Origin of the sequence: uncultured Gemella sp. (genome assembly GCF_963537375.1) — a bacterium.
GTDB lineage: Bacteria > Bacillota > Bacilli > Staphylococcales > Gemellaceae > Gemella.
The window spans coordinates 1-19,745 of the sequence record NZ_CAUTDQ010000036.1; the positions used below are offsets into that span (position 1 = coordinate 1).

17 protein-coding genes and 1 pseudogene are annotated in these 19,745 nt (G+C 31.4%); 1 reads left to right on the forward strand and 17 read right to left on the reverse strand.

Annotation, left to right across the window (positions count from 1 at the left end; translation table 11 throughout):
• A partial coding sequence (locus RYK99_RS07215) for a YSIRK-type signal peptide-containing protein (protein WP_314991373.1) occupies positions 1 to 6,269 on the reverse strand: 6,269 nt, incomplete at its 3' end.
• 716 nt (positions 6,270 to 6,985) lie between these two features.
• Between RYK99_RS07215 and RYK99_RS07220 the strand changes: the two genes are divergently transcribed.
• Positions 6,986 to 9,214, forward strand: coding sequence for a hypothetical protein (locus tag RYK99_RS07220; protein WP_314991375.1), 2,229 nt, complete (start codon positions 6,986 to 6,988; stop codon positions 9,212 to 9,214).
• A gap of 158 nt (positions 9,215 to 9,372) precedes the next feature.
• Here RYK99_RS07220 and trxB read toward each other — a convergent pair whose 3' ends face one another.
• From trxB to RYK99_RS07300, 16 genes and pseudogenes are all read right to left on the reverse strand, one after another.
• On the reverse strand, positions 9,373 to 10,296 hold the full coding sequence (gene trxB, locus RYK99_RS07225; protein WP_271986992.1) for a thioredoxin-disulfide reductase: 924 nt from the start codon (positions 10,294 to 10,296) through the stop codon (positions 9,373 to 9,375).
• A 17-nt stretch (positions 10,297 to 10,313) separates the two neighbouring features.
• Positions 10,314 to 11,117 (reverse strand): prolipoprotein diacylglyceryl transferase, encoded by an 804-nt coding sequence (gene lgt, locus RYK99_RS07230; protein ID WP_314991377.1) that lies wholly within the window; start codon positions 11,115 to 11,117, stop codon positions 10,314 to 10,316.
• Position 11,118: 1 nt separating this feature from the next.
• Complete coding sequence (gene hprK / locus RYK99_RS07235) at positions 11,119 to 12,063, reverse strand: HPr(Ser) kinase/phosphatase (protein WP_314991379.1); 945 nt, start codon at positions 12,061 to 12,063, stop codon at positions 11,119 to 11,121.
• A gap of 15 nt (positions 12,064 to 12,078) precedes the next feature.
• Entirely contained in the window at positions 12,079 to 12,471 is a 393-nt protein-coding gene (locus RYK99_RS07240; protein ID WP_314991380.1) for a phage holin family protein, read from the reverse strand.
• A gap of 83 nt (positions 12,472 to 12,554) precedes the next feature.
• Positions 12,555 to 13,481: a manganese-dependent inorganic pyrophosphatase gene (locus RYK99_RS07245; RefSeq protein WP_271986996.1), complete on the reverse strand. Its 927-nt coding sequence runs from the start codon at positions 13,479 to 13,481 to the stop codon at positions 12,555 to 12,557.
• An 81-nt stretch (positions 13,482 to 13,562) separates the two neighbouring features.
• Positions 13,563 to 14,051: a peptide-methionine (S)-S-oxide reductase MsrA gene (gene msrA, locus RYK99_RS07250; RefSeq protein ID WP_314991382.1), complete on the reverse strand. Its 489-nt coding sequence runs from the start codon at positions 14,049 to 14,051 to the stop codon at positions 13,563 to 13,565.
• 217 nt (positions 14,052 to 14,268) lie between these two features.
• Positions 14,269 to 15,171 (reverse strand): YihY/virulence factor BrkB family protein, encoded by a 903-nt coding sequence (locus tag RYK99_RS07255; protein WP_314991384.1) that lies wholly within the window; start codon positions 15,169 to 15,171, stop codon positions 14,269 to 14,271.
• A 4-nt stretch (positions 15,172 to 15,175) separates the two neighbouring features.
• The gene (locus RYK99_RS07260; protein ID WP_271966421.1) at positions 15,176 to 15,424 is read right to left on the reverse strand and encodes a hypothetical protein; all 249 of its coding nucleotides are present in this window, start codon (positions 15,422 to 15,424) and stop codon (positions 15,176 to 15,178) included.
• Positions 15,425 to 15,627: 203 nt separating this feature from the next.
• Positions 15,628 to 15,819 (reverse strand): hypothetical protein, encoded by a 192-nt coding sequence (locus RYK99_RS07265; RefSeq protein WP_314991387.1) that lies wholly within the window; start codon positions 15,817 to 15,819, stop codon positions 15,628 to 15,630.
• Positions 15,820 to 15,822: 3 nt separating this feature from the next.
• The gene (locus RYK99_RS07270; RefSeq protein WP_314991389.1) at positions 15,823 to 16,401 is read right to left on the reverse strand and encodes a prepilin-type N-terminal cleavage/methylation domain-containing protein; all 579 of its coding nucleotides are present in this window, start codon (positions 16,399 to 16,401) and stop codon (positions 15,823 to 15,825) included.
• Positions 16,379 to 16,663 (reverse strand): type II secretion system protein, encoded by a 285-nt coding sequence (locus tag RYK99_RS07275; protein ID WP_271987000.1) that lies wholly within the window; start codon positions 16,661 to 16,663, stop codon positions 16,379 to 16,381. The genes RYK99_RS07270 and RYK99_RS07275 overlap by 23 nt, the downstream gene beginning before the upstream one ends.
• On the reverse strand, positions 16,653 to 17,093 hold the full coding sequence (locus RYK99_RS07280; protein ID WP_314991392.1) for a prepilin-type N-terminal cleavage/methylation domain-containing protein: 441 nt from the start codon (positions 17,091 to 17,093) through the stop codon (positions 16,653 to 16,655). Before RYK99_RS07280 ends, RYK99_RS07275 begins: the two co-directional genes overlap by 11 nt.
• Entirely contained in the window at positions 17,068 to 17,400 is a 333-nt protein-coding gene (gene comGC, locus RYK99_RS07285) for a competence type IV pilus major pilin ComGC (protein WP_271987002.1), read from the reverse strand. The genes RYK99_RS07280 and comGC overlap by 26 nt, the downstream gene beginning before the upstream one ends.
• A 10-nt stretch (positions 17,401 to 17,410) precedes the next feature.
• Positions 17,411 to 18,457, reverse strand: a complete 1,047-nt coding sequence (gene comGB / locus RYK99_RS07290) for a competence type IV pilus assembly protein ComGB (protein WP_271964700.1) — start codon at positions 18,455 to 18,457, stop codon at positions 17,411 to 17,413.
• Entirely contained in the window at positions 18,432 to 19,400 is a 969-nt protein-coding gene (gene comGA, locus RYK99_RS07295; protein WP_314991395.1) for a competence type IV pilus ATPase ComGA, read from the reverse strand. Before comGA ends, comGB begins: the two co-directional genes overlap by 26 nt.
• Before the next feature lie 142 nt (positions 19,401 to 19,542).
• Positions 19,543 to 19,745 (reverse strand): annotated as a pseudogene (locus RYK99_RS07300) (XRE family transcriptional regulator); the annotation flags it as partial.

Consider the following 19,745-nt stretch of genomic DNA (forward strand, 5'->3'; position numbering starts at 1 on the left):
ATTTCGTTTCCTTCTTTATCCTTGAATGATGTTTTAACTTTTTCGTAGATGTGTTTTGTATTTCCTTTTTCATCTACTTCAGTTTTAACTACATTATATCCTGGGATTGATTCTGAAGGTTTAGCACCATCTTTAGATGGAATTAATTCCGTTTCTTTTCCATCTTTTTCGATAACTACATATCTAGTGTCTGGGCGAACTGTTGGAGTATATTTAGCTGTTATTTCTGTACCGTTCTTATCAACACGTTTAACAGTTACTCCTGCAGCTTTTCCTACAAAGTTTGGCTCTGGAGTGAATGTTACTTTTCCATTTTCATCGATTGTGTATGTTCCTTCGTTTGGTACTACTTTTTCAGTTGTTCCATCGTCGAATTTTGGTTTTACATTTTCATCAATTTCTACTGGTACTTCTTTACCATTAATTGTAACTTTTCCACCTGTAAATGTTGGTGTTCCTTCTTGAGATTTTCCTTTTGGACCTTCTGATTCAGCATCTTTAGAAGTTGGTGACACTGGTATTACTACTGGAGTATACTTAGCTGTTACTGATGTTCCATTTTTGTCAACACGTTTAACTGTTACACCTGTCGCTTGTCCTGTGAATGTTTTTTCTGGAGTAAATGTTACTTTTCCATTTTCGTCGATTGTGTATGTTCCTTCGTTTGGTACTACTTTTTCAGTTGTTCCGTCATCGAATTTTGGTTTTACATTTTCATCGATTTCAACAGTTTTTTCTTGACCATTGATTGTTACTTTTCCACCTTTAAATGTTGGCGTTCCTTCTTGAATTGCACCTTGGACATTTGTTGTTATTACATCTGAGCTTATTGGTGTTGCTGGTTTTACAACTGGTGTGTACTTAGCTGTTGCTGGTGTTCCATTTGTATCTACACGACGTACACCAATTCCAGCAGTTTTACCTGTGAATGTTTTTTCTGGTGTGAATTCTACCATACCGTTGTTGATAGTATATGTACCTTCTCCTGGTACTACTACTGGCTCTGTCGTTGGTGTTTCTGTCTTAGGATCGATTAATTCAAGACTCTTAGTCTCATCGATTGGTACGATTTTTTCTTCTCCATTAACTGTTACACGTCCACCTAAGAATTGTGGTAATCCTTTTTGAGTTGCACCTTGTACATCTTCTGTTACAGCATCTGTTGCTGTTGGTGTCGCAGGTTTAACTGTTGGTGTGTACTTAGCTGTCGCTGGTGTTCCGTTTGTATCTACACGTCTAATTTCAATACCTTTAGCTGTTCCTGTGAATGTTTTTTCTGGTGTGAATGTTACTTTTCCAGTCTCATCGATTTTGTATGTTCCTTCGTTTGGTACTGTAACAGATTTTTCGTCTGTTGGTTGTTTAGTCGTTGGATCGATTAATTTCGCTGGTATGTTGTTATCTAATGGAACTTCTACTTCTGTACCCTTAACAATTGCTTTCCCTGTTGTGAATACTGGAGTTGCTTCTTGAGTAGCTCCTTGGATTCCTTCTGTTTCTTTGTTCTCAGCTGTTGGTGTTGCTGGTTTTACAGTTGGAGTATATTTCGCTATCGCTGGTGTTCCGTTAGCATCTTTTGCTTCTACTGTCGCTGGTACTGGAGTTCCTGCGAAATCTTTATTTGGTGTGAACGTTACTTCTCCAGTTGTTGGTTTGATTGTGTATGTTCCAACTGTATTTCCTTTAGCGTCTTTGGCTGGGATTGTTGTTTCATTAGTTGGGTTTCCAGTTTCTGGATCTACTAATTTCGCTGGTTGGTCATTATCAATCTTCATTGGAACTTTATCACTACCTTGAGTGAATGTTGGTGTTCCACTTTGCTCAGCACCTTGAATTCCTTCTGTTGCTACAGGTATTCCTGTTGGCTTAATCGGCGTAATAGTTGGTATGTAAGTAGTTGTTACTGTTGTTCCATTGGTATCTGCCGCTTGAACAGTTACTGGTTTAACAGCACCTGAATATGCTTTGTTAGTTGGTGTTAATACTACAGTTGGCTTACCATCTACAACACTAAGTGTATAAGTACCAATTTCTTCTCCTGCTGGGTTCTTAGCTGGTACTGATTCTGCTGGTTGTCCATTTTCACCTAATAGTTTAAATGATGCTGGATCTATTGCTGCTGTTTTTTCTGTTCCATTGATATCTGCTTTACCTGGTGTGAATGTCACTTCTTTAGATTGTACAGCACCCTGTACATCTGTTGACGTAGCTGGATCTGCTGTCGGTGCTACACCTACGATATGTGGTGTATAAGTTGTTTTCACAGTTGTTCCATTTTCATCTTCTGCTTGAACATTTGCAGGTAATACAGTACCTTTGTATGATTTATCTGTTGGTGTGAATTTCACTGTATTTGTTGCTGGATCGAGTGAGTACGTTCCTACTACTTTATTTGTTCCATCTGCTGCATATGCCGGTACTGTTGCTTCTGTCGGTACACTTCCATCAGCATTTACTAATTTTGCAGAGTTAGTTTTTATTGCTACTGTTTTTTCAACATTGTCGATAGTCGCTTTACCTGGAGCAAATGCTACAACACCTGATTGTTCTTCACCTTGGATATTTGTAGATTCCGCTGGTGTAGCTGTTGGTGTTACCCCTACGATATGTGGAGTGTATGTAGTTTTTACAACTGTTCCATTTACGTCTTCTGCTTGAACATTTGCTGGTAATACTTTACCTACGTAAGTCTTATCAGTTGGCGTAAATTTCACAGTGTTAGTAGCAGGATCAACTGAGTATGTACCTACTTGAGTAACTCCATCCTCTTTATAAGCTGGTACTGTTGCTTCTGTCGGTACACTTCCATCTGCATTTAACAATTTAGCTGAATTTGGTTTAAGTTCTACTGTTTTTTCTGCATCTCCAATTGTTGCTTTTCCTGGAGCAAATGCTACAACACCTGATTGTTCTTCACCTTGGATGTTTGTAGATTCTGCTGGTGTTGCTGTTGGTACTACTGGAACAACTTCTGGAGTATAAGTTGTTGTTGCTGTCGCTGTTACTTCAGTTCCAGCTTTATCAGCTCCTACCGGTACAGTTAACGATACACCAATTCCTTTTGCTTTACCTTTGAATGTTGGAAGTGGCTTGAATGTTACCACTCCAGTTGTTGGATTGATTGTATATGTTCCTTCATTCTCCACTGTTACCGATTCAGCAAGTGAGTTATCTGTAGGATTAATTAATTTTGCAGGATGAGTTGCTGTTGGCGTGATAGCCTCTTCTTTTGTTGTTCCCGCAAAAGCTTTAAATACTGGAGTTCCAGTTTGTTCTTTACCTTGAATATCAATAGAAGTTTTTGGATCTGCAGTAATTGTTTTTGGTGTTACATTTGGAATATAAACAGCATCCATTGTTAACTCTGTAGTAGAGTGGATTCCTGTATTATTGTTTACAAGTCCATTTCTTTCTGTTAAAGCTTTCCATCCAGTTGTTTGACCATTCGCATCTACTGCACGTAGTGCAACACCATCTGCTTTACCAACGAAGTTAGCCACTGGCGTGAATGTTACTCCTGTATCTGTAACATTATACGTACCTTGACCATCTTTAGTATACGTTTTCGCAAGAGAACCGTCTGGTTTAACAATCATAACCCCTTCAGATTGTTTAACTTTAGTTGTTTCTAAACTAATATTATTTCTTTGTTCTGAATAGTATAATTTACCATATGAGTTGAATGTTGTTTTCCCATTTCCAGATCCAACATTAGACGCATCGTCACCTTCAGCCCTGTTAACAAACTCGAAATCGATTGATTGCGTTTCTCCTTGAACACCTGTAGTTTCTTCTTTGTCCCCACGAGGCGGTATTGCTACTTGAATCTGATTATCTTCTACTTCCCCAGAGTACGCGATTCCTACTGGTTTTTCAACTTGAGATTCTTCTTTAGCAATACGAACACGGAAATTAACCGTTTCTTTCGTCGTATCAATAATTTGTGTATTACGGAATCTTAATGTTACTTTTTGATTGTTTTCTGTAACTTTTACAATATCCGACGCCTCATCAGCATCAAACTTACCGTTATTATTGAAATCAATAAATCCTCGAACGTAAGCTGGATCCATAGTACCATTATAACTTGTGTTACCATTTACAGAAGCTCTAATATTCACTTCATAAGTGTCATCCGGAGCTTTTACTAATTTCACTTCTGGTTCACCAGTATCTTTATTTTCATGTACATCCGCGGCATCGATCAGTTGTTTAACGCCTTCATCGGCAGAATCTTTTCGATCATCTGATCCTTCTCCACGCACACGAATTCCCGGTGCTGAATCCACATCTGCTTTTTCAGTTCCTAAGAATGGTTGTTGGATTTGTCTAACTACATTTGTATTCCAATCTGTTGTTTCAGTTCTAATAAAGTGTTCTGCTGTTCCATAAGACGCTGGAAGATCTCCGAAATCAGAGATTTTAATCCCAACCATTGTACTTTGTTGACCAGCTGAAATGATATAAATACCAGCTTCAGTAACATTAGCTGATGATACGATTGGTGAAGCAAAATTTCCACCATTTGAGTAAGAACCAAAAATTTGTGATCCTAAGCCTGCTGTAGCAGAATCTCTAGTCGCAAACATTTTTGCTGCAAGTGCTTTATTAAACTCAGGTGTATTATAAGTAATTGTAGCATTTACTTTTTGGAAGTTTGGTGTAGGTTTATATTGAGTCTTACCATCTCGACCGATAACACCTGCTAAATCCCAAGGTGTCCCGTTAGTAGTATAAATTTCCGCTTCTAATTCTCCAGCACTGATATCCTCACCTGAAGCCATTACAATACCAGGTTGAACCGGCTTATTATTATAAGTTGCTGAAACAGAAAAGATAATCCCAGCTGTAACTCCTCCTACTTGACTTCCTGTATCCGTTACCGGTGCAATCGTTGTTTTATGGTTTCCTGTATTAATCCCATTTCCTCTTTCGCGGATATTTGTGTAAGTATTATGCTGTGGTACCGCTCCAAATCCTGTTGCACGGTTAAATTTATTCTCTTTATCTGCATCATAACTCGCTGCATGTTCAGTTCCTGCTACACGTTGTTTATACGCTTCTGTAGTTTCGAAAGGTTTTAATTCTTTAACGGTTAATGTCACAACATATCCAGGCATTATTTGTTTTTGATATTGTGAACCAATTTGTAATTGAACTTCATTTTTCAAATTTGTCCAAGCTGATGTATCAGAAAAATCAAGCCATTGAATTTGATCATTTAACGTTGCAATTTCTTTTGAGTTTTTCTTAATTGGTACGTCCGCTAATGTTGTATAGCCATGGTCTTCTAACCATTTTTTACCTAGTTCAGTTGTACCATCTGTTAATGCAGTAGTAGCAGTTTCTGCTAAATTCACTTCGAATTTACCATTACGTTTTGACCCTGCAGTTTCTAATTGGCTATATACCGCTTTAATAGATTCACTAAGTTCAGCTAAGCTTTTAGCTACTTGTTCTTTTGTAGCTTCATCATTACCTAATAATTCGTTAGCAAGTTTTAGAACTTCTTCATTTTTCACTACAGCTTTTTCTACTGCTGGTTTCGCTTCTACTTTTAGCTCTTTTTTACTTAATTCTGTTTTAGCTAATTTATTAGTCACTTCTGCTTCTGAAGCTACTTGTGCTAATTCTTTTTTAGCCCCTGATAGTTCTTTTTCTTCTTTTGTAGCTTTAGCTTCTTTGTCTTTTTGCTCTTCAGCTTTTTTCTCTTCTAATTTTTTGTCGAAAGCTTGTGTTTTAGCTTCTGTTAATACAGTGCTTAAAGCTTGCACTTTCACAACTTGAGTATTCACATCTTCTTGTGTCGCTGTTTCGCTAGCTAATACTGCTTTAGCTTCTTCTAACACTTTACGAGCTGTTTCTACTGCTGTTTTATCAGCGTCTTGAGCTGTTTTTAATTTTTCTTCTAATGATTCTACACTAGCTTTTAAAATATCTTTTTTTACTTCTGCTTTAGCAGTTTCTTTTGTAGACTCTGACGCAGCTTTTTCTGCTACTGCAGATGCAACAGATTCTTTAGTGTTTTCTACAGTAGTCTTGGCCACAGTTTTAGGTGTAACTTCAGATTTTTCATCAGACAATGTCTTATCTGTAGTTGTATTACTTGATACTTCTTCTGCTGCTTGTGCTACTGCCCCAGCACCAAAAAAGATACTTGCACCAACTACTACTGATGCTGCTCCTACTTTAAATTTTTTAATTGAGTATGATTCTACTTTTGTACCTTGTTTGGTATCTTTTAAATAATGGTTATTTTTTCCTACCATATTTCTCCTCCTAATAATTTTAAAGACCATATAAATTATGATTAATACATCATAAAACTATTAAAATAGCTATTATTCTATCTTAGTCGCTTTATTTCTTTTATATTATCACAATATGTTTCTAATGTCTACAAATATCTCTAATTCATATGATTTTTTCATATTTTTCTTGGGATAATTTTTAAATCCAAATACTTTTTATATTTTTACTTTTTTATATATCTAAATTCCTTTATGTATCAATTTTTTAAAAACTACAAGAACACTATTAATAATGCTTTTAAAAGGTTTTTATAATAAAGACTCTTCTATTTCTTTTTTAGGACTTTAATCTCCATTTATTATACTTTTTTCACATTCAATTCTAAATTTAATTAATCTTTTTAGAGATATTAAATATCCAAATTTAAATTTGATTTTATTACGAATGATTTACTTTATTTACTATTATCTTATATAACTTTCTTAACTAAGGTTAAATCCTCGTTAAAACCGATACTATTCTATTAAAATTAGTTCTTATAATAATATCCTCTAAAAAATAAGTATTAGGTGTGAATTTATAAAAAATGATGTTATATAATACGAATTTTTACATATATTATTTTGAAATTTAGTAAGTGTATGTACCTACATCTTAATTCTCTTCAGTATTCTTGATTTTCTTTAAAAAACTTTTTATAATATTAATTATAAGATAGCAAGGAGAAAAGTTTATGACTAAAAATAATTATAATTCGCCAACTAACAACAATAATCAAAATAATAATTATGAAAATTATAATCAAAATAGCGAACAAAATTATAATGAATATTATCAAAATAATAATCAATATTATAATCAAAATTCTAATCAATACTTTGAACAAGATCCTAATTTAGGAAATTATAATCAACAGTACAATAATTATAATCAAGAATATAGCAACTACAACCAAAATTATTACAACAATCAGTACAATAATCAAAACTATAACAACTATAATCAAGATTATAGTCAATATAATTCTCAAGGTAATTTTGGACAAGAACAATATTCAAACGATTATAACTACAACACTCAAAATACAAATCAGTATTACAATAATTATCAACAAGGTAATTCTCAAAACTTCGGTTATTCTGAGCAAAGTAATACACAAAATAACCACAATAAAAACTATCAGCAAGATAATTTCAATTATTCTCAGCAAAATACTAATGAGCAAACTAACTATGAGCAAGATTATCAAGTGAATAATAATCAGAGCCTTAAATATTCTGAACAAGATAAAACACAAGCTAACTATAGTCAAAGTTATCAACAAAGTAACACTACGGGTTCTTATAGTAATTATAACCAAGGACCTACTCCAAATGAACAAAAAGCTGTTGAAAATTATAATGTAAATCAAACAAGTTCTAATAATAACCAACAAAGTAATACTCAAAATTACAATTCAACTCAAGGAAATTCGGCAAATCATCAACAAAATTCTTATCAAAATCAAAATAATCAAAATAGAGAGAATATCTCTCCTATACCTCCAGTTATGAATCCAAAGAATTTTAACAATTCTTCTAAACAACCTAAGAAAAAGTCAAAAGGGAAATTAGTCGCGACTGTTTCTTCTCTACTAAGTATATTATTACTTGCTGGTGGTGGATATTATTATTACTCTAAACATTCTAAACCAAAAGTAGTAAATGAGAATGAAATATATGGAACAATTATTCAAAAATATAAGGATGCTATTAACAATCCTGACAATGCAGATAGTTCTATTAATGTTGAAGCACTAAAAGCTGCTCTTAAAGAGAAGAAAAATGATGATTATATTAAATATGTATTCTATGATATAGATGGTAACGGTAGAAAAGAACTTATCATTTCTAGAAATGATAAGCCTAATAACCCATTCGATATTTATACATTTGATAAAAAAAATAAAGTTATAAGATTATTTAATCCTGAGACTATCGATAGTTCTATTCTTAATAAGCTTGGTGTTGATGGGACTAATAATAACTCTGGTTCAGCAGTATTTAAAGATAAAACAATAAGAATTAGAAAATTCGATAAAGACACTGGAGAATACAATTTCCTAAAATTCTCTAATGATGGAGATAAACTGGAGAAAACAAATGTCATTACTTTCACTGGTCTAGATGCGGATGACAGTAAATACAAAGATATTACAAATAATAAAGAATACAATTCTAAGAAAGAATTTAATGATACTTTCCCTATTGCAGAAGTAATGAAATTTGATAATGAAAACTGGCAATCAGTGAAAAAATTCGGTGAAAGTTCTTCTAACGATAACAATGATAAAAAAGACAATAATCAACGTAAGAAACCTGATAACTACGAAACTGCTTATGCTAGTGTACTAAAAAATTATAAAGATGCTATAAGTAGCGGTAAAAATGATGCTAAAGATGTTAATACAGTAGCCATTACTAATTATAAAGTTTTTGGTGAAAAACAAGTTGGTAATAACTTCCTTAACTACGGTTTCTTCGATATTAACGGTGATGGGATTGATGAACTATTACTATTCACTGAAGCTAGTAAGGATAAACCGAATGAGTATAGTCCAATGGATGTATATACTCTAGACAAAGATAATAAAGTAGTACGTATTACACCTGAAAGAGTGAATGGAGAACGAATAACACTTTCAATAACTAAGGATAAAATTTTCCAAGTATATGGTTCAGGTGGTGCAAAAGTACATGGATATACATTCTATAAACTAAACAATGATGGTTTAGCACTAGAAAAAACAGATGCTTTTGATTTTGATGCTGAAACTAATTCAAAAGTTTATAAGAGATCATATCCTTCTGGTAAAAGTGAAGAAATTCCAATAAATGATTTTAGAGAGAAAATGGTAAATTCTAATAATCATATGAAATTTGACTTCAGTAAACGTAAGAGTATTTTTGATTTCAAAGGATAAGATACTAAGAAGGATCACTCTTAAAAAGGGTGATCTTTTCATTTTATCAATTAACTAAAGCCTTTGGTAAAAAACTAGAACTGTGTATTTTTAATCGAGTCACAGTTTTTTACTCAAAATAGAAGAGAGGCTCTAATTTGAACCTCTCTTCTTCTTTTTTATTCTAAACCTTCTACGTAGCTATAAGCACTTTGAGCTGCGATAGCACCATCAGAAGCTGCTGTGATTACTTGACGAATTTCTTTTACTCGAACATCACCTGCAGCAAAAATTCCTGGTACTGCTGATTCTAATCTTTCGTTAGTTGGAATATAACCAGCTTCATCAGTAATACCTAAATCTCTGAAGTCTTGTGTTTGCGGTAACATACCAACATAGATAAACACACCATCAGCTGGAATTGAACTTTCTTCTCCAGTTTTTACATTTCTAATTTCAATAGATGAAACTTTTCTTTCACCTTTAATTTCGTATGCTACACTATCCCATACGAATTCGATATTTTCTTTTGCAAATGCTCTGTCTTGAAGAATTTTTTGTGCACGTAGTTCATCACGTCTGTGAACAATAGTAACTTTTGCTGCTAAATTAGAAAGATATAAAGCTTCTTCTACCGCTGAATCTCCTCCACCGATAACTACTACTTCTTTATTTCTAAAGAATGCACCATCACATACCGCACAGTAACTTACACCTTTTCCTGAGAACTGTTCTTCACCAGGAACATCAAGATTTCTGTGCTCCGAACCTGTTGCAATAATTATTGATTTAGCAACATATTCTTTTTCACCTGCAACAACATATTTAAGTCCGTCTTTTTCACCAACTTTTGTAATATTACCAAAAGCAAATTCTGTTCCGAATTTTTTAGAGTGTTCGAACATTTTTTCTGATAGTTCAGGACCAGTTACCATTTCATATCCTGTGTAGTTTTCAATTTCTTCTGTTGAAAGCATTTGTCCACCTGGATATTTTCTTTCTAACATCAACACTGACATATTCGCTCGTGATGCGTAGATTGAAGCTGTCATACCTGCTGGACCTGCTCCAACGATAATTAAGTCATAAATTTTTTCTGACATATTTTCCACCTTCTTTATTATGATTCTCTATACAAAATCTTTTTATCCTTGAATTTTGTATTAAGCACTATTAAGTATATCAAACTTCCTATTACAAATACTAGTGAAAGAACTTGAGATACTCTAAGACTTCCTAAATAAAGTGAGTCTGTTCTCATTCCTTCTACAATAAATCTCTCTACTCCATATAAAATTAAATATGCAGCAAATACTTCACTTTGAGCTAATTTATTACGTATTAATAATAGTATTACTAATGCTATTAAACACCATAAACTTTCATATAAAAATGTTGGTTGACGATAAGCCCCATCAATGTACATATTTTCTATAATGAAGTTCGGTATAAATCTGTTCTCTAAATATTGTTTAGTAACCATTTCACCGTATGCTTCATGATTAAAGAAGTTCCCCCAACGTCCTAACATCTGTCCTACTAACAAGCTTGGAGCAATTATATCTAATAATTTGATTATTTTAACTCCTCTTCTTCTCGCAAAGAAGTAAAGAACTATAAATCCTCCAATTAAACCACCGTAAATAGCTATTCCACCATCCCAAATAGCTATCATACTACTAAAGTCTCCTGCATAATATTCCCATCTAAATATTACATAATATGCACGAGCAAAGATAAATGCTATTGGTAAAGCAATTAGCAATAAATCTAACATTGTATCTGGTTTTAAGCCACGTTTAGTTGCTTCTCTATCTGCAAGTAAGTAGGCAAAAAATACTGTTGTTGCAATTATTATCCCATACCAATAAACCGGTTTACTGAATAGATGAAATGCAACTGGATCTAAGAAACCTAATGTCATTTTAGTTCACCCCATTGTTCTTATTTTTTTGTTTTATTTCTTCTGCTAATTTTGAAGTAAACTCTTTAGCAGTGTTGATTCCCATTTGATTTAATCTGTAGTTCATAGCAGCTGATTCAATAATGATAGCTACGTTTCGTCCAGGTCTTACTGGGATTGTTTTCTTTTCTATTTTTGAATTAAGGATTTCTCTATGTTCATTTCCTAATCCTATACGATCGTATTGTTTTTGATCATTCCATGTTTCTAGGTGAATATTAAGTTGTAATCTTTTATCACTTCGTACAGCACCAGTACCGAATAATGTCATTACATTTATAATACCTAAACCACGAATTTCTAATAAGTGTTTTATTAGCGTTGATTCACAGCTTCCTATTAAGAATCCTTGTTCTATTTCTTTTATATCAACCCTATCATCCGCTACTAATCTGTGTCCACGCTTTATAAGTTCTAGAGCTATTTCACTCTTACCTACTCCACTTTCTCCTGTTATTAATACTCCAATACCATAAACTTCGATAAATACACCATGAACTGAAGTTGTAGGTGCAAAAACCTTTTGAAGATAATTAGTAATATTCCCCATTAGTTTTGTCGTATCTTGTTTACTTCTTAATACTGGAGTATCATATCTATCAGCCGCTTCTTTTAGTTCCTCAGGAACTTCCAGGTCACGTGCAATTATAATACATGGAGTTATTCTTGTACAAAGCATACGCATTCTTGATTTTTTTTCAATTTCTGGAATTAGTTTAAAAAATGATAATTCACTAGTTCCTAGAATTTGTACTCTCTGTGGTGAATAATGAGAGAAATATCCTGCAAGTTGCAAGGCTGGACGAGATAATTCTTCTGTTGTTATCTCTCTATCTAATCCTTTTTCACCACTAACAATTTCTAGATTTAAAATTTCTACAAGATCTTTCGTTGTAATTTTTGGCATAATTATTATTTCCTTTTATTTATTTTTGAATGTTCTAATTATTATCTTTCTATCATTTGTATTTAATATAAAATTAAATAGCATAATAATTATCACCAAACCAAATGCTGTCCAAAAAGACATTATCTCAAAATGTGGTGATAATATATAAGAAACTAAATACACTAATAACGTCCTTACCAATAGTGAAAAAAGTCCAAAACTAAATATTGTTATCATTATACTAATCAACAATAATGGTCGAATTAGCACAAATAAAATCGTAATGAGCAATGCTCCAAGAAAACCATATACTGGATGATCAACTCGTAAACTTCCTTTAGTCAAACCAGAAAAGGCAATTACAATAAATGTATTTAATATGACCTTTTTTATTATAGGCCAATATAATGTTTTAAATATATGCATATTTTTCCTTCTTGTTTATTATTTAAATAAAGTAGAAAGTGAGAAACATTGTCCTCACTTTCTTAAACATTATTTTTTAGTAATTATTTTGAAAACTCTTCTGTAATTTGAGGAACTACTTGTTTTTTACGAGATACAACACCTTCTAATGTCATAAAGTCATTTTCAAGAGTTTTTCCAAATGCAGCAGCTACTTTATCTTGTTTGTCACCTAATACTAATACTTCTGAATCTGAAGTTAAGATATTTGTGATTACAAACACGTATGCTGATAATCCTTTAGAATCTAATTCTGCTTTAATAGCTGTTTCTAATTCTGCTTTTCTTTCTGCTACTTCATTAGCATCTACAGTGTTAATTTGAGCTACTACAAGTTTATCTTCACCTAAAACGAACTCTTTAGCATCTAGTGAGATTAAAGTTTCAGCAGTTTTATCAGTTGTTGAAGCACCTGCTTTTAACATAGCTAATCCGTATTCTTCTAAGTTAACTTCTGCGATAGCTGCTAATTCTTCTGCTGCTACTTTATCACGTAATGTGCATGTTGGTGATTTGAATAATAATGAATCAGAAATAATAGCTGATAACATTAATCCTGCCATTTGTTTATCGATGTGAACACTTTGTTCTTCATAGATTTTTTTTAGGATTGTAGCTGTACATCCTAGTGGCTCTGCACGGTAGTAAAGTGGAGCTGCAGTTTCGAAGTTAGCAATACGGTGGTGATCGATTACTTCACGAATTACCGCTTTTTCAATTCCATTAACTGATTGTTGGAATTCGTTGTGGTCAACTAAAATAACTTGTTGTCCTTCTGCTACTTCTTCAACTAAACGTGGTTCAAAAACGTTGAAATGCTCAAGTGCATATCTTGTTTCATCATTGATTTCTCCAAGTCTTACAGCTTCTGTATCCATTCCTTGAATTCTTTTTAAGTTGTTGTATACGATACTTGAACAAATTGTATCAGTATCTGGATTTTTATGTCCAAAAATTAAAATATTTGTCATTTTATAACTCCTTATTTTCTTATTTATACCTAATTATATTTTACCTTTTTTTGGTGATTATTTCAAACTTATTTTAATAAATTATAAGCTTTTTTTCGCTAAACTTAAGTCTACGTGACAGTATCCTGTAGGGTTTTTTTCTAAGTATTTTTGGTGATACTCTTCAGCATCGATATAGTTATTTACCGCTTCTACTTCTACAGCGATTTTCTTAGTATAATTTTTTTGTTGTTCTTCTATAAACTTAACAGCTTCATCTCTTGTTTCTTCGTCTACGTAGTAAATACCAGTTCTGTATTGGCGACCTCTGTCTCCACCTTGCTTATTAACACTTACTGGATCAATAATTCTAAAGTAATGACGAAGTACATCATTTAATGGTAATACTGAGTTATCATATGTTAAGTAAATTACTTCTGCGTGATCTGTAGATTTAATATTTTGATAAGTAGTTTCTGCAGTCTGACCATTACTATATCCAACTCTTGTAGATAAAACTCCATCAAGTTGCGCAAAGTAACCTTCTACTCCCCAGAAACATCCACCTGCTAAATATATTTCTTTTTTCATGGTTTAGTTCCTCACAATCTTTAATCAAAATTAAATTTTATTAACTATAATTATACTATAAAACGCTAACTTTTAATATAATAATGCACTTCTATTGTATACTAATTACATCAAATATTTGACATTCATAGTGTATTTATATAATTTTACAAAAATAAAGACAAGTACATAACAAAGGTTATACTTGTCTATTATATATGTTTTATCTATTTATTTTCTATTCTGTAGTATGAGTTTCTTCAAACACTCTATGTTCAACTCTATAATTATGAAATATTGCATTTATTTCTGCTCCGATAATTAGTATATATCCTGTAATATACAACCAAATTATAAACGCCATAAATGCTCCGATTGTTCCATATGTTTTAATATAGCTAGAAAAATGATCTATGTAGTATCCGAATAGCCTACTTATTAAAGTCCAGGAAACTGTCGCAAATATAGATCCTGGTAAAATACTAATAGCTTTTAATTTTAAATTCGGTCCCATTATATATAAAAATACAAATACTATAAAAGTAAATAGTATCGGGAAACTATAATTTAAAACTGACCATAAATTATAAAATCCTTCATCTAGATTAAATTTGTGGAATAAAATATATGTAAGTTGTTTTCCAAATACAACAAGTGCAAGAACTACGAACATTCCTACTAAAAACAACGCTGTAATCACTACACTAATCAATTTTGTTACTATCCATATTCTTCCATCTCTAACTCTAAAGGCATTATTAAAGGCAATAATGATTCCATAAATACCACTAGAAGCCGACCATAAAGTAAATACTATACCCACTGTGATAATCGTATTGTTCTTATTGTTTAATACTTCAGAAATCATATCAAAAAGATAATCACCTAGGTCCCCAGGGGCAAAATTTTGAATCTTTTCTAATAGAAATTGTTGGTCAATTTTAAAGTATGGTGTTAAAGCTAACGCAACAATTAACATAGGGAATAATGATAAAATAAAATAATAACTTAAATTTGCAGATAGTAATGATATTTCATCATACATAAGACGATAATACATTTCTTTTACAAATTTTTTTATTGTTAATTTACCTTTTGGATTATCATCATAAAATGAATAATTTTTTTCTGGTATAAACATAATCTTATAAAATAAATTTAGCTACAGTCTTTGCAGCTTTATAATACATTGGTAATGAAGATACTGAAAGTATGTTTAAACCTCCAACAGGAAACTTAGATTTTCCTGTTACAACATATCCTTTTTCTTCTAAATACTTTTTAGCTTCTTCTACTTTTGCACGTTCTTCTGAACTAAGATTTTCTTTTTTGTGAAATACAGTAGCTGCTAATGCTCCAGCACCTACTAATCCTAACAATAATTTTTTACCCATTAAAATCTCCTTAAAATTTAATTTTAAATTTTTGACAATATAATAATATTTTAAACCATTTAGTTAAACAAAGCAACAAATATTATAATTTTCTATGACACTAATTGATTTACATTAAACCATATCTCACTCTTCTAGAAATTAATTAACATATAATAACAAAACATCCTAACCTCATTATTTGAGATTAGGATGTATGTATATTATTTAGATTTGCTGTTTTCTTGAAGTTGCTGTACTATTTTCTTATCATAATAATCGTTCAAATTTTTCAAACTATACATTTTATTTATGTATATTCCTACAATACTAAAGAGGACTGTTATTACTAACAAAGTTACTAAAAGTGAGGCAACTATGGCATTAGCTTTTTTATGATTTGTTTTTAAGTTCATAGTTTACTCACCTTCCTTCTCGTGTTCGTTATGATAATTTTCTTCATCCTTATTCTTATTTTCTTTTTCCTCTTTAGCCTTGTCTTCTTTTTCTTTCTTTTCTTTTTCTTTCTCTTTGTCAGTTTTCTCATTTTTGACTTTTAAATACATCTCTCGTTCGTGATCACTTTTATCAACAATTGAAACATGTATTATGTCGTTTTCTTGTGATAATGTATAACTCTTCATATTTTTTAGCACAAGAATATATCCTGCAAAGTTATTGGAATCTTTGAACTTATCTATATATATCCTACCACCTCTAAAGTTAATTCTTACATCTTCTACATCATCTTTACTTTTCATTAAAATGTAATTACTTTCTTGATAGACTTTAGCACTATTGTTATACGTTTCTAATATTTTTTTATGAGCAAGAGCATATTCATAATTAGAGTAATCTAGAAATCTTTTTGAAGTTGTCATAGTCGTTTGTATAATTAACATAAGTAGTAATGTCAAAATTATTAATAGAAACAGTGACACAGTTAATTCTAGCAAGGTAAATCCTTTTTTGTTCTTAACTATAGCTAATTTTTTCACCAGTATGTTCATCCTCTATTCTAGCTGATTTTTCATCTACACTTATGTAATAGTCACCTCGTGTTACTGTGAACGTGTGATCTTTGTAATGACTACAAATTTCCTCATATAATATTTCCTTCATTTCTAATTCTTTTTCTATCTTATTTAAATTTGAGTATTGGCGAACCATATTCGGAACCAAAAACACGAATAATAATGAGCATATAAATAGTGCCCCTATCATTTCAACAAAGGTGAAAGCTTCTTTGTTATACTTCATCCAGTGTTATGTATCCAGTATCTAAATGAACAATAATTCTATATCTACTATTATCAAACTGCACATCTACAGTATTTGCCTTAGACACTAGATTCCCCTTTCTGTATTCAAATGTAACCGAGGCTCGTCCTAACTTTGGTTTTCCTACTCTTTTAATTTTTTTCCAATGCTCATGATTATCATAAAATGTATCATACTTATCATCGTTCACAAAAAAGATAATAAATGTTCTTCTTTCATTCAAGCTTCGTGTTTGCACATTGTATATCTCTGAAACTAGTTCATTAACCGCTAATCTTTCTTGATATTTTTCATAGGTGTTTATTGATATTCTAGATAATATTATTACTATAATACTTACTATTAAAAGTACCGCTAACATCTCTACCAAACTAAAGCCCTGTCTATTTTTGTAATGTTGCTTTACCATTGGCTATTACTATTTTTTTACCATTTGGTGCTGTACTAGCTTTGTCTGCTGGGCCATCTAAATAATGTTTTTCAACTAGTTTTTCGAAAGTAACATCTTTGTCTTTTTCATTAATTTCATAAGCTGTTACTTGGGATTGAACCGTTTTTTCATAAGCTTCAGAGCTTTTATCTTTTGCTGTATCTATATTCTTAGTAATATTAGGGATTATAAGAATTAGAAGTATTGCGATTATAAAGAGAACGATTAACATCTCTATAAGTGTAAAAGCTTCTTTATTTTTTAACTTTTTAATAATATTTTCCATATATTCCTCCTTATCTAAGAGAGCTAGCCATATTAAATATCGGTAAAAGAATAACCATGTACAATCCGACAATAACTACGGCTAAAATACCAAATAAAATAGGTTGTAATTTTTTCAAATTTTTATCTAACGATGTTAGAAAAGTATCTAGCATCAGTTCACTAAATAGTTTTAGTTCTTTGTCAATCAAACCATTATTTTTTCCATGGCTTACAAATTTTCTCATAGATTTATCAAAGTATTTAATCTTTCCGATTGCATCCTCGAAGCCTATACCTTGATCTAACTCATTTAAAATATCTTTAGAAAAGAGCGTTAAGTAATAATCATAGTCTTCTTCAACCATGACTTCTAAAGCTGTCTTTAACGAAAATCCGCTCATAAGAAATAAACTTAATTCCATAGAAAATCTGTAAGAAAAATATAATTTAGAATAGTTCCTTACTTTAGGAATGTATAAAAGAGATTTTAAAAATAGATTTGGTTTATATTTAATTGTATAAAAAGTATATCCTATACATATTAGTATAAGTAAAAAAATAATTGAAATAATTTTTGGAATGTAATATAGTGATTTGATTAATATAATAGTCTGGAGATCCATCTTGATATTAGATGAAGTATAGATGTTCTCAAATTGTGGAATTACTAGCGCATTAAACACCATGATAAGGCAGATTAATGTGAGTGTTAAAAATAGTGGATATCGTAAAGTTTTTATTACCTTTTCTTGTTGTATTTTTTTTATTTTTAGATATGTTTCAACTTCAAGTAACATATCTTCTATTCGACCATAATCTTCAGCAAATTTTATTTTACTAACAATTAGTTGTGAATAACCAAGATATCCCAATATATCGGATAATTTACTTCCGTTAGAGAGTTTTTCTTTTATCTTTTTAATTTCGTCATCAGCAACTTCATATTGAATAAGTAAAAATTCTAAAGAATCCTCTAGCATATATCCATGATCAATTAATTCATATAGACGTTTTATAAAATATATTTTATTCTCTTTATCTAGAGCTTTTTTAATATCCCCATTTTTCTTTTTCATCAGTAGTGATCAACCCCTTCTCACATGCTAATTGAAATTTTTGCTCTAAAGAGTTTGCAATAATCTTATCATTATCTATATAATCATGAATATCTTCTTTTTTCAATATTTCGGTTACTAATCCTCTTTTTCCATTTGTTAAGTTGACCAATCTTTGAGAAATTATACAAATTATGGTCTGCTTAATATCTTCTAATGACAGGTTTAAATCTTTCAATCGATTAATTACACCTATAGAATTTTCTGCATGAATTGTACTTAATACTAAATGTCCAGAAAATGATGAAGTAATAACTTGACTTGCTGTTTTAAAATCTCTGATTTCACCGATTACCATTGCATCTGGATCGCATCGTAAGATTGATTTTAAAGCATTGTCATAATTTATTCCAGCTTTTTCGTTCACTTGCATTTGTATCAAAGTTGGTATATTTTTCTCTACAGGATCTTCTACAGTAATTACCTGTTTATCCCTACTAGCTAATTCACTAGATAGTTTATACATTGATGTTGATTTTCCACTTCCTGTTGGTCCTGAAAATAGTATCAAACCATAGGCTCTTTTAGAAAGATTATTTATAAATTCATTATCTTCCTCAAAGATACTGTAATCAACATCTTCTAATTCATTAATAAAAATCCTCACTACACATCCTTCATTAAGTTCACTTAACGGCAAGGTAGAAACGCGTAAAAAATAATCTTTTTCGTTATAGTTATAAACGAAACGACCACTTTGAGGTTCTTTATTTCTTGAAATATCTATGTTGGCATTATATTTCAACAAAGATATAATCTGTTCAATCTCCCTATTGGAAAATTTTTCATATTTACTCAGGTGTCCATTCACTCTGAGTTGTATAAAGGAATCCCCTGATATATGCGGGTATATATGGATATCACTGGCTCTTTTTTCTATTGATTCGTTAATTATACGATTCATTAAAAGCTTTACATCAATAGCTATCACCCCATTCCCTAAAGAAAAGGAAAATATAGGCTAAGTATAACTACTTAGCCTATATTTAAAAACTATTAATTTAACTTACTACATTATAACTCTATAGCCTAAGTATTTGAGTCTGTTATAGATTTATATTTCTAGAAAAAGAATATCCCCTAAATCTTCTCAAAACTTCTTCTACTAATTTGCAATCCTCACTATCAAGTGACTTAATCATATCAATTACTTCAAAGTGAGTGTCTGCCAACTCATCTGGTTCCCCTTTTTCTGTTTTATACCCCACAAGTTCGTCTATAGAAACGTTATATAGTTTCGCAATTGATA

Bases quoted from the DNA above. Each gene is read 5' to 3' on its own strand.
- RYK99_RS07220 (WP_314991375.1), top strand. From the start codon at position 6,986: ATGACTAAAAATAATTATAATTCGCCAACTAACAACAATAATCAAAAT.
- trxB (WP_271986992.1), bottom strand. From the start codon at position 10,296: ATGTCAGAAAAAATTTATGACTTAATTATCGTTGGAGCAGGTCCAGCA.
- lgt (WP_314991377.1), bottom strand. From the start codon at position 11,117: ATGACATTAGGTTTCTTAGATCCAGTTGCATTTCATCTATTCAGTAAA.
- hprK (WP_314991379.1), bottom strand. From the start codon at position 12,063: ATGCCAAAAATTACAACGAAAGATCTTGTAGAAATTTTAAATCTAGAA.
- RYK99_RS07240 (WP_314991380.1), bottom strand. From the start codon at position 12,471: ATGCATATATTTAAAACATTATATTGGCCTATAATAAAAAAGGTCATA.
- RYK99_RS07245 (WP_271986996.1), bottom strand. From the start codon at position 13,481: ATGACAAATATTTTAATTTTTGGACATAAAAATCCAGATACTGATACA.
- msrA (WP_314991382.1), bottom strand. From the start codon at position 14,051: ATGAAAAAAGAAATATATTTAGCAGGTGGATGTTTCTGGGGAGTAGAA.
- RYK99_RS07255 (WP_314991384.1), bottom strand. From the start codon at position 15,171: ATGTTTATACCAGAAAAAAATTATTCATTTTATGATGATAATCCAAAA.
- RYK99_RS07260 (WP_271966421.1), bottom strand. From the start codon at position 15,424: ATGGGTAAAAAATTATTGTTAGGATTAGTAGGTGCTGGAGCATTAGCA.
- RYK99_RS07265 (WP_314991387.1), bottom strand. From the start codon at position 15,819: ATGAACTTAAAAACAAATCATAAAAAAGCTAATGCCATAGTTGCCTCA.
- RYK99_RS07275 (WP_271987000.1), bottom strand. From the start codon at position 16,663: ATGAAGTATAACAAAGAAGCTTTCACCTTTGTTGAAATGATAGGGGCA.
- RYK99_RS07280 (WP_314991392.1), bottom strand. From the start codon at position 17,093: ATGGTAAAGCAACATTACAAAAATAGACAGGGCTTTAGTTTGGTAGAG.
- comGC (WP_271987002.1), bottom strand. From the start codon at position 17,400: ATGGAAAATATTATTAAAAAGTTAAAAAATAAAGAAGCTTTTACACTT.
- comGB (WP_271964700.1), bottom strand. From the start codon at position 18,457: ATGAAAAAGAAAAATGGGGATATTAAAAAAGCTCTAGATAAAGAGAAT.
- comGA (WP_314991395.1), bottom strand. From the start codon at position 19,400: ATGAATCGTATAATTAACGAATCAATAGAAAAAAGAGCCAGTGATATC.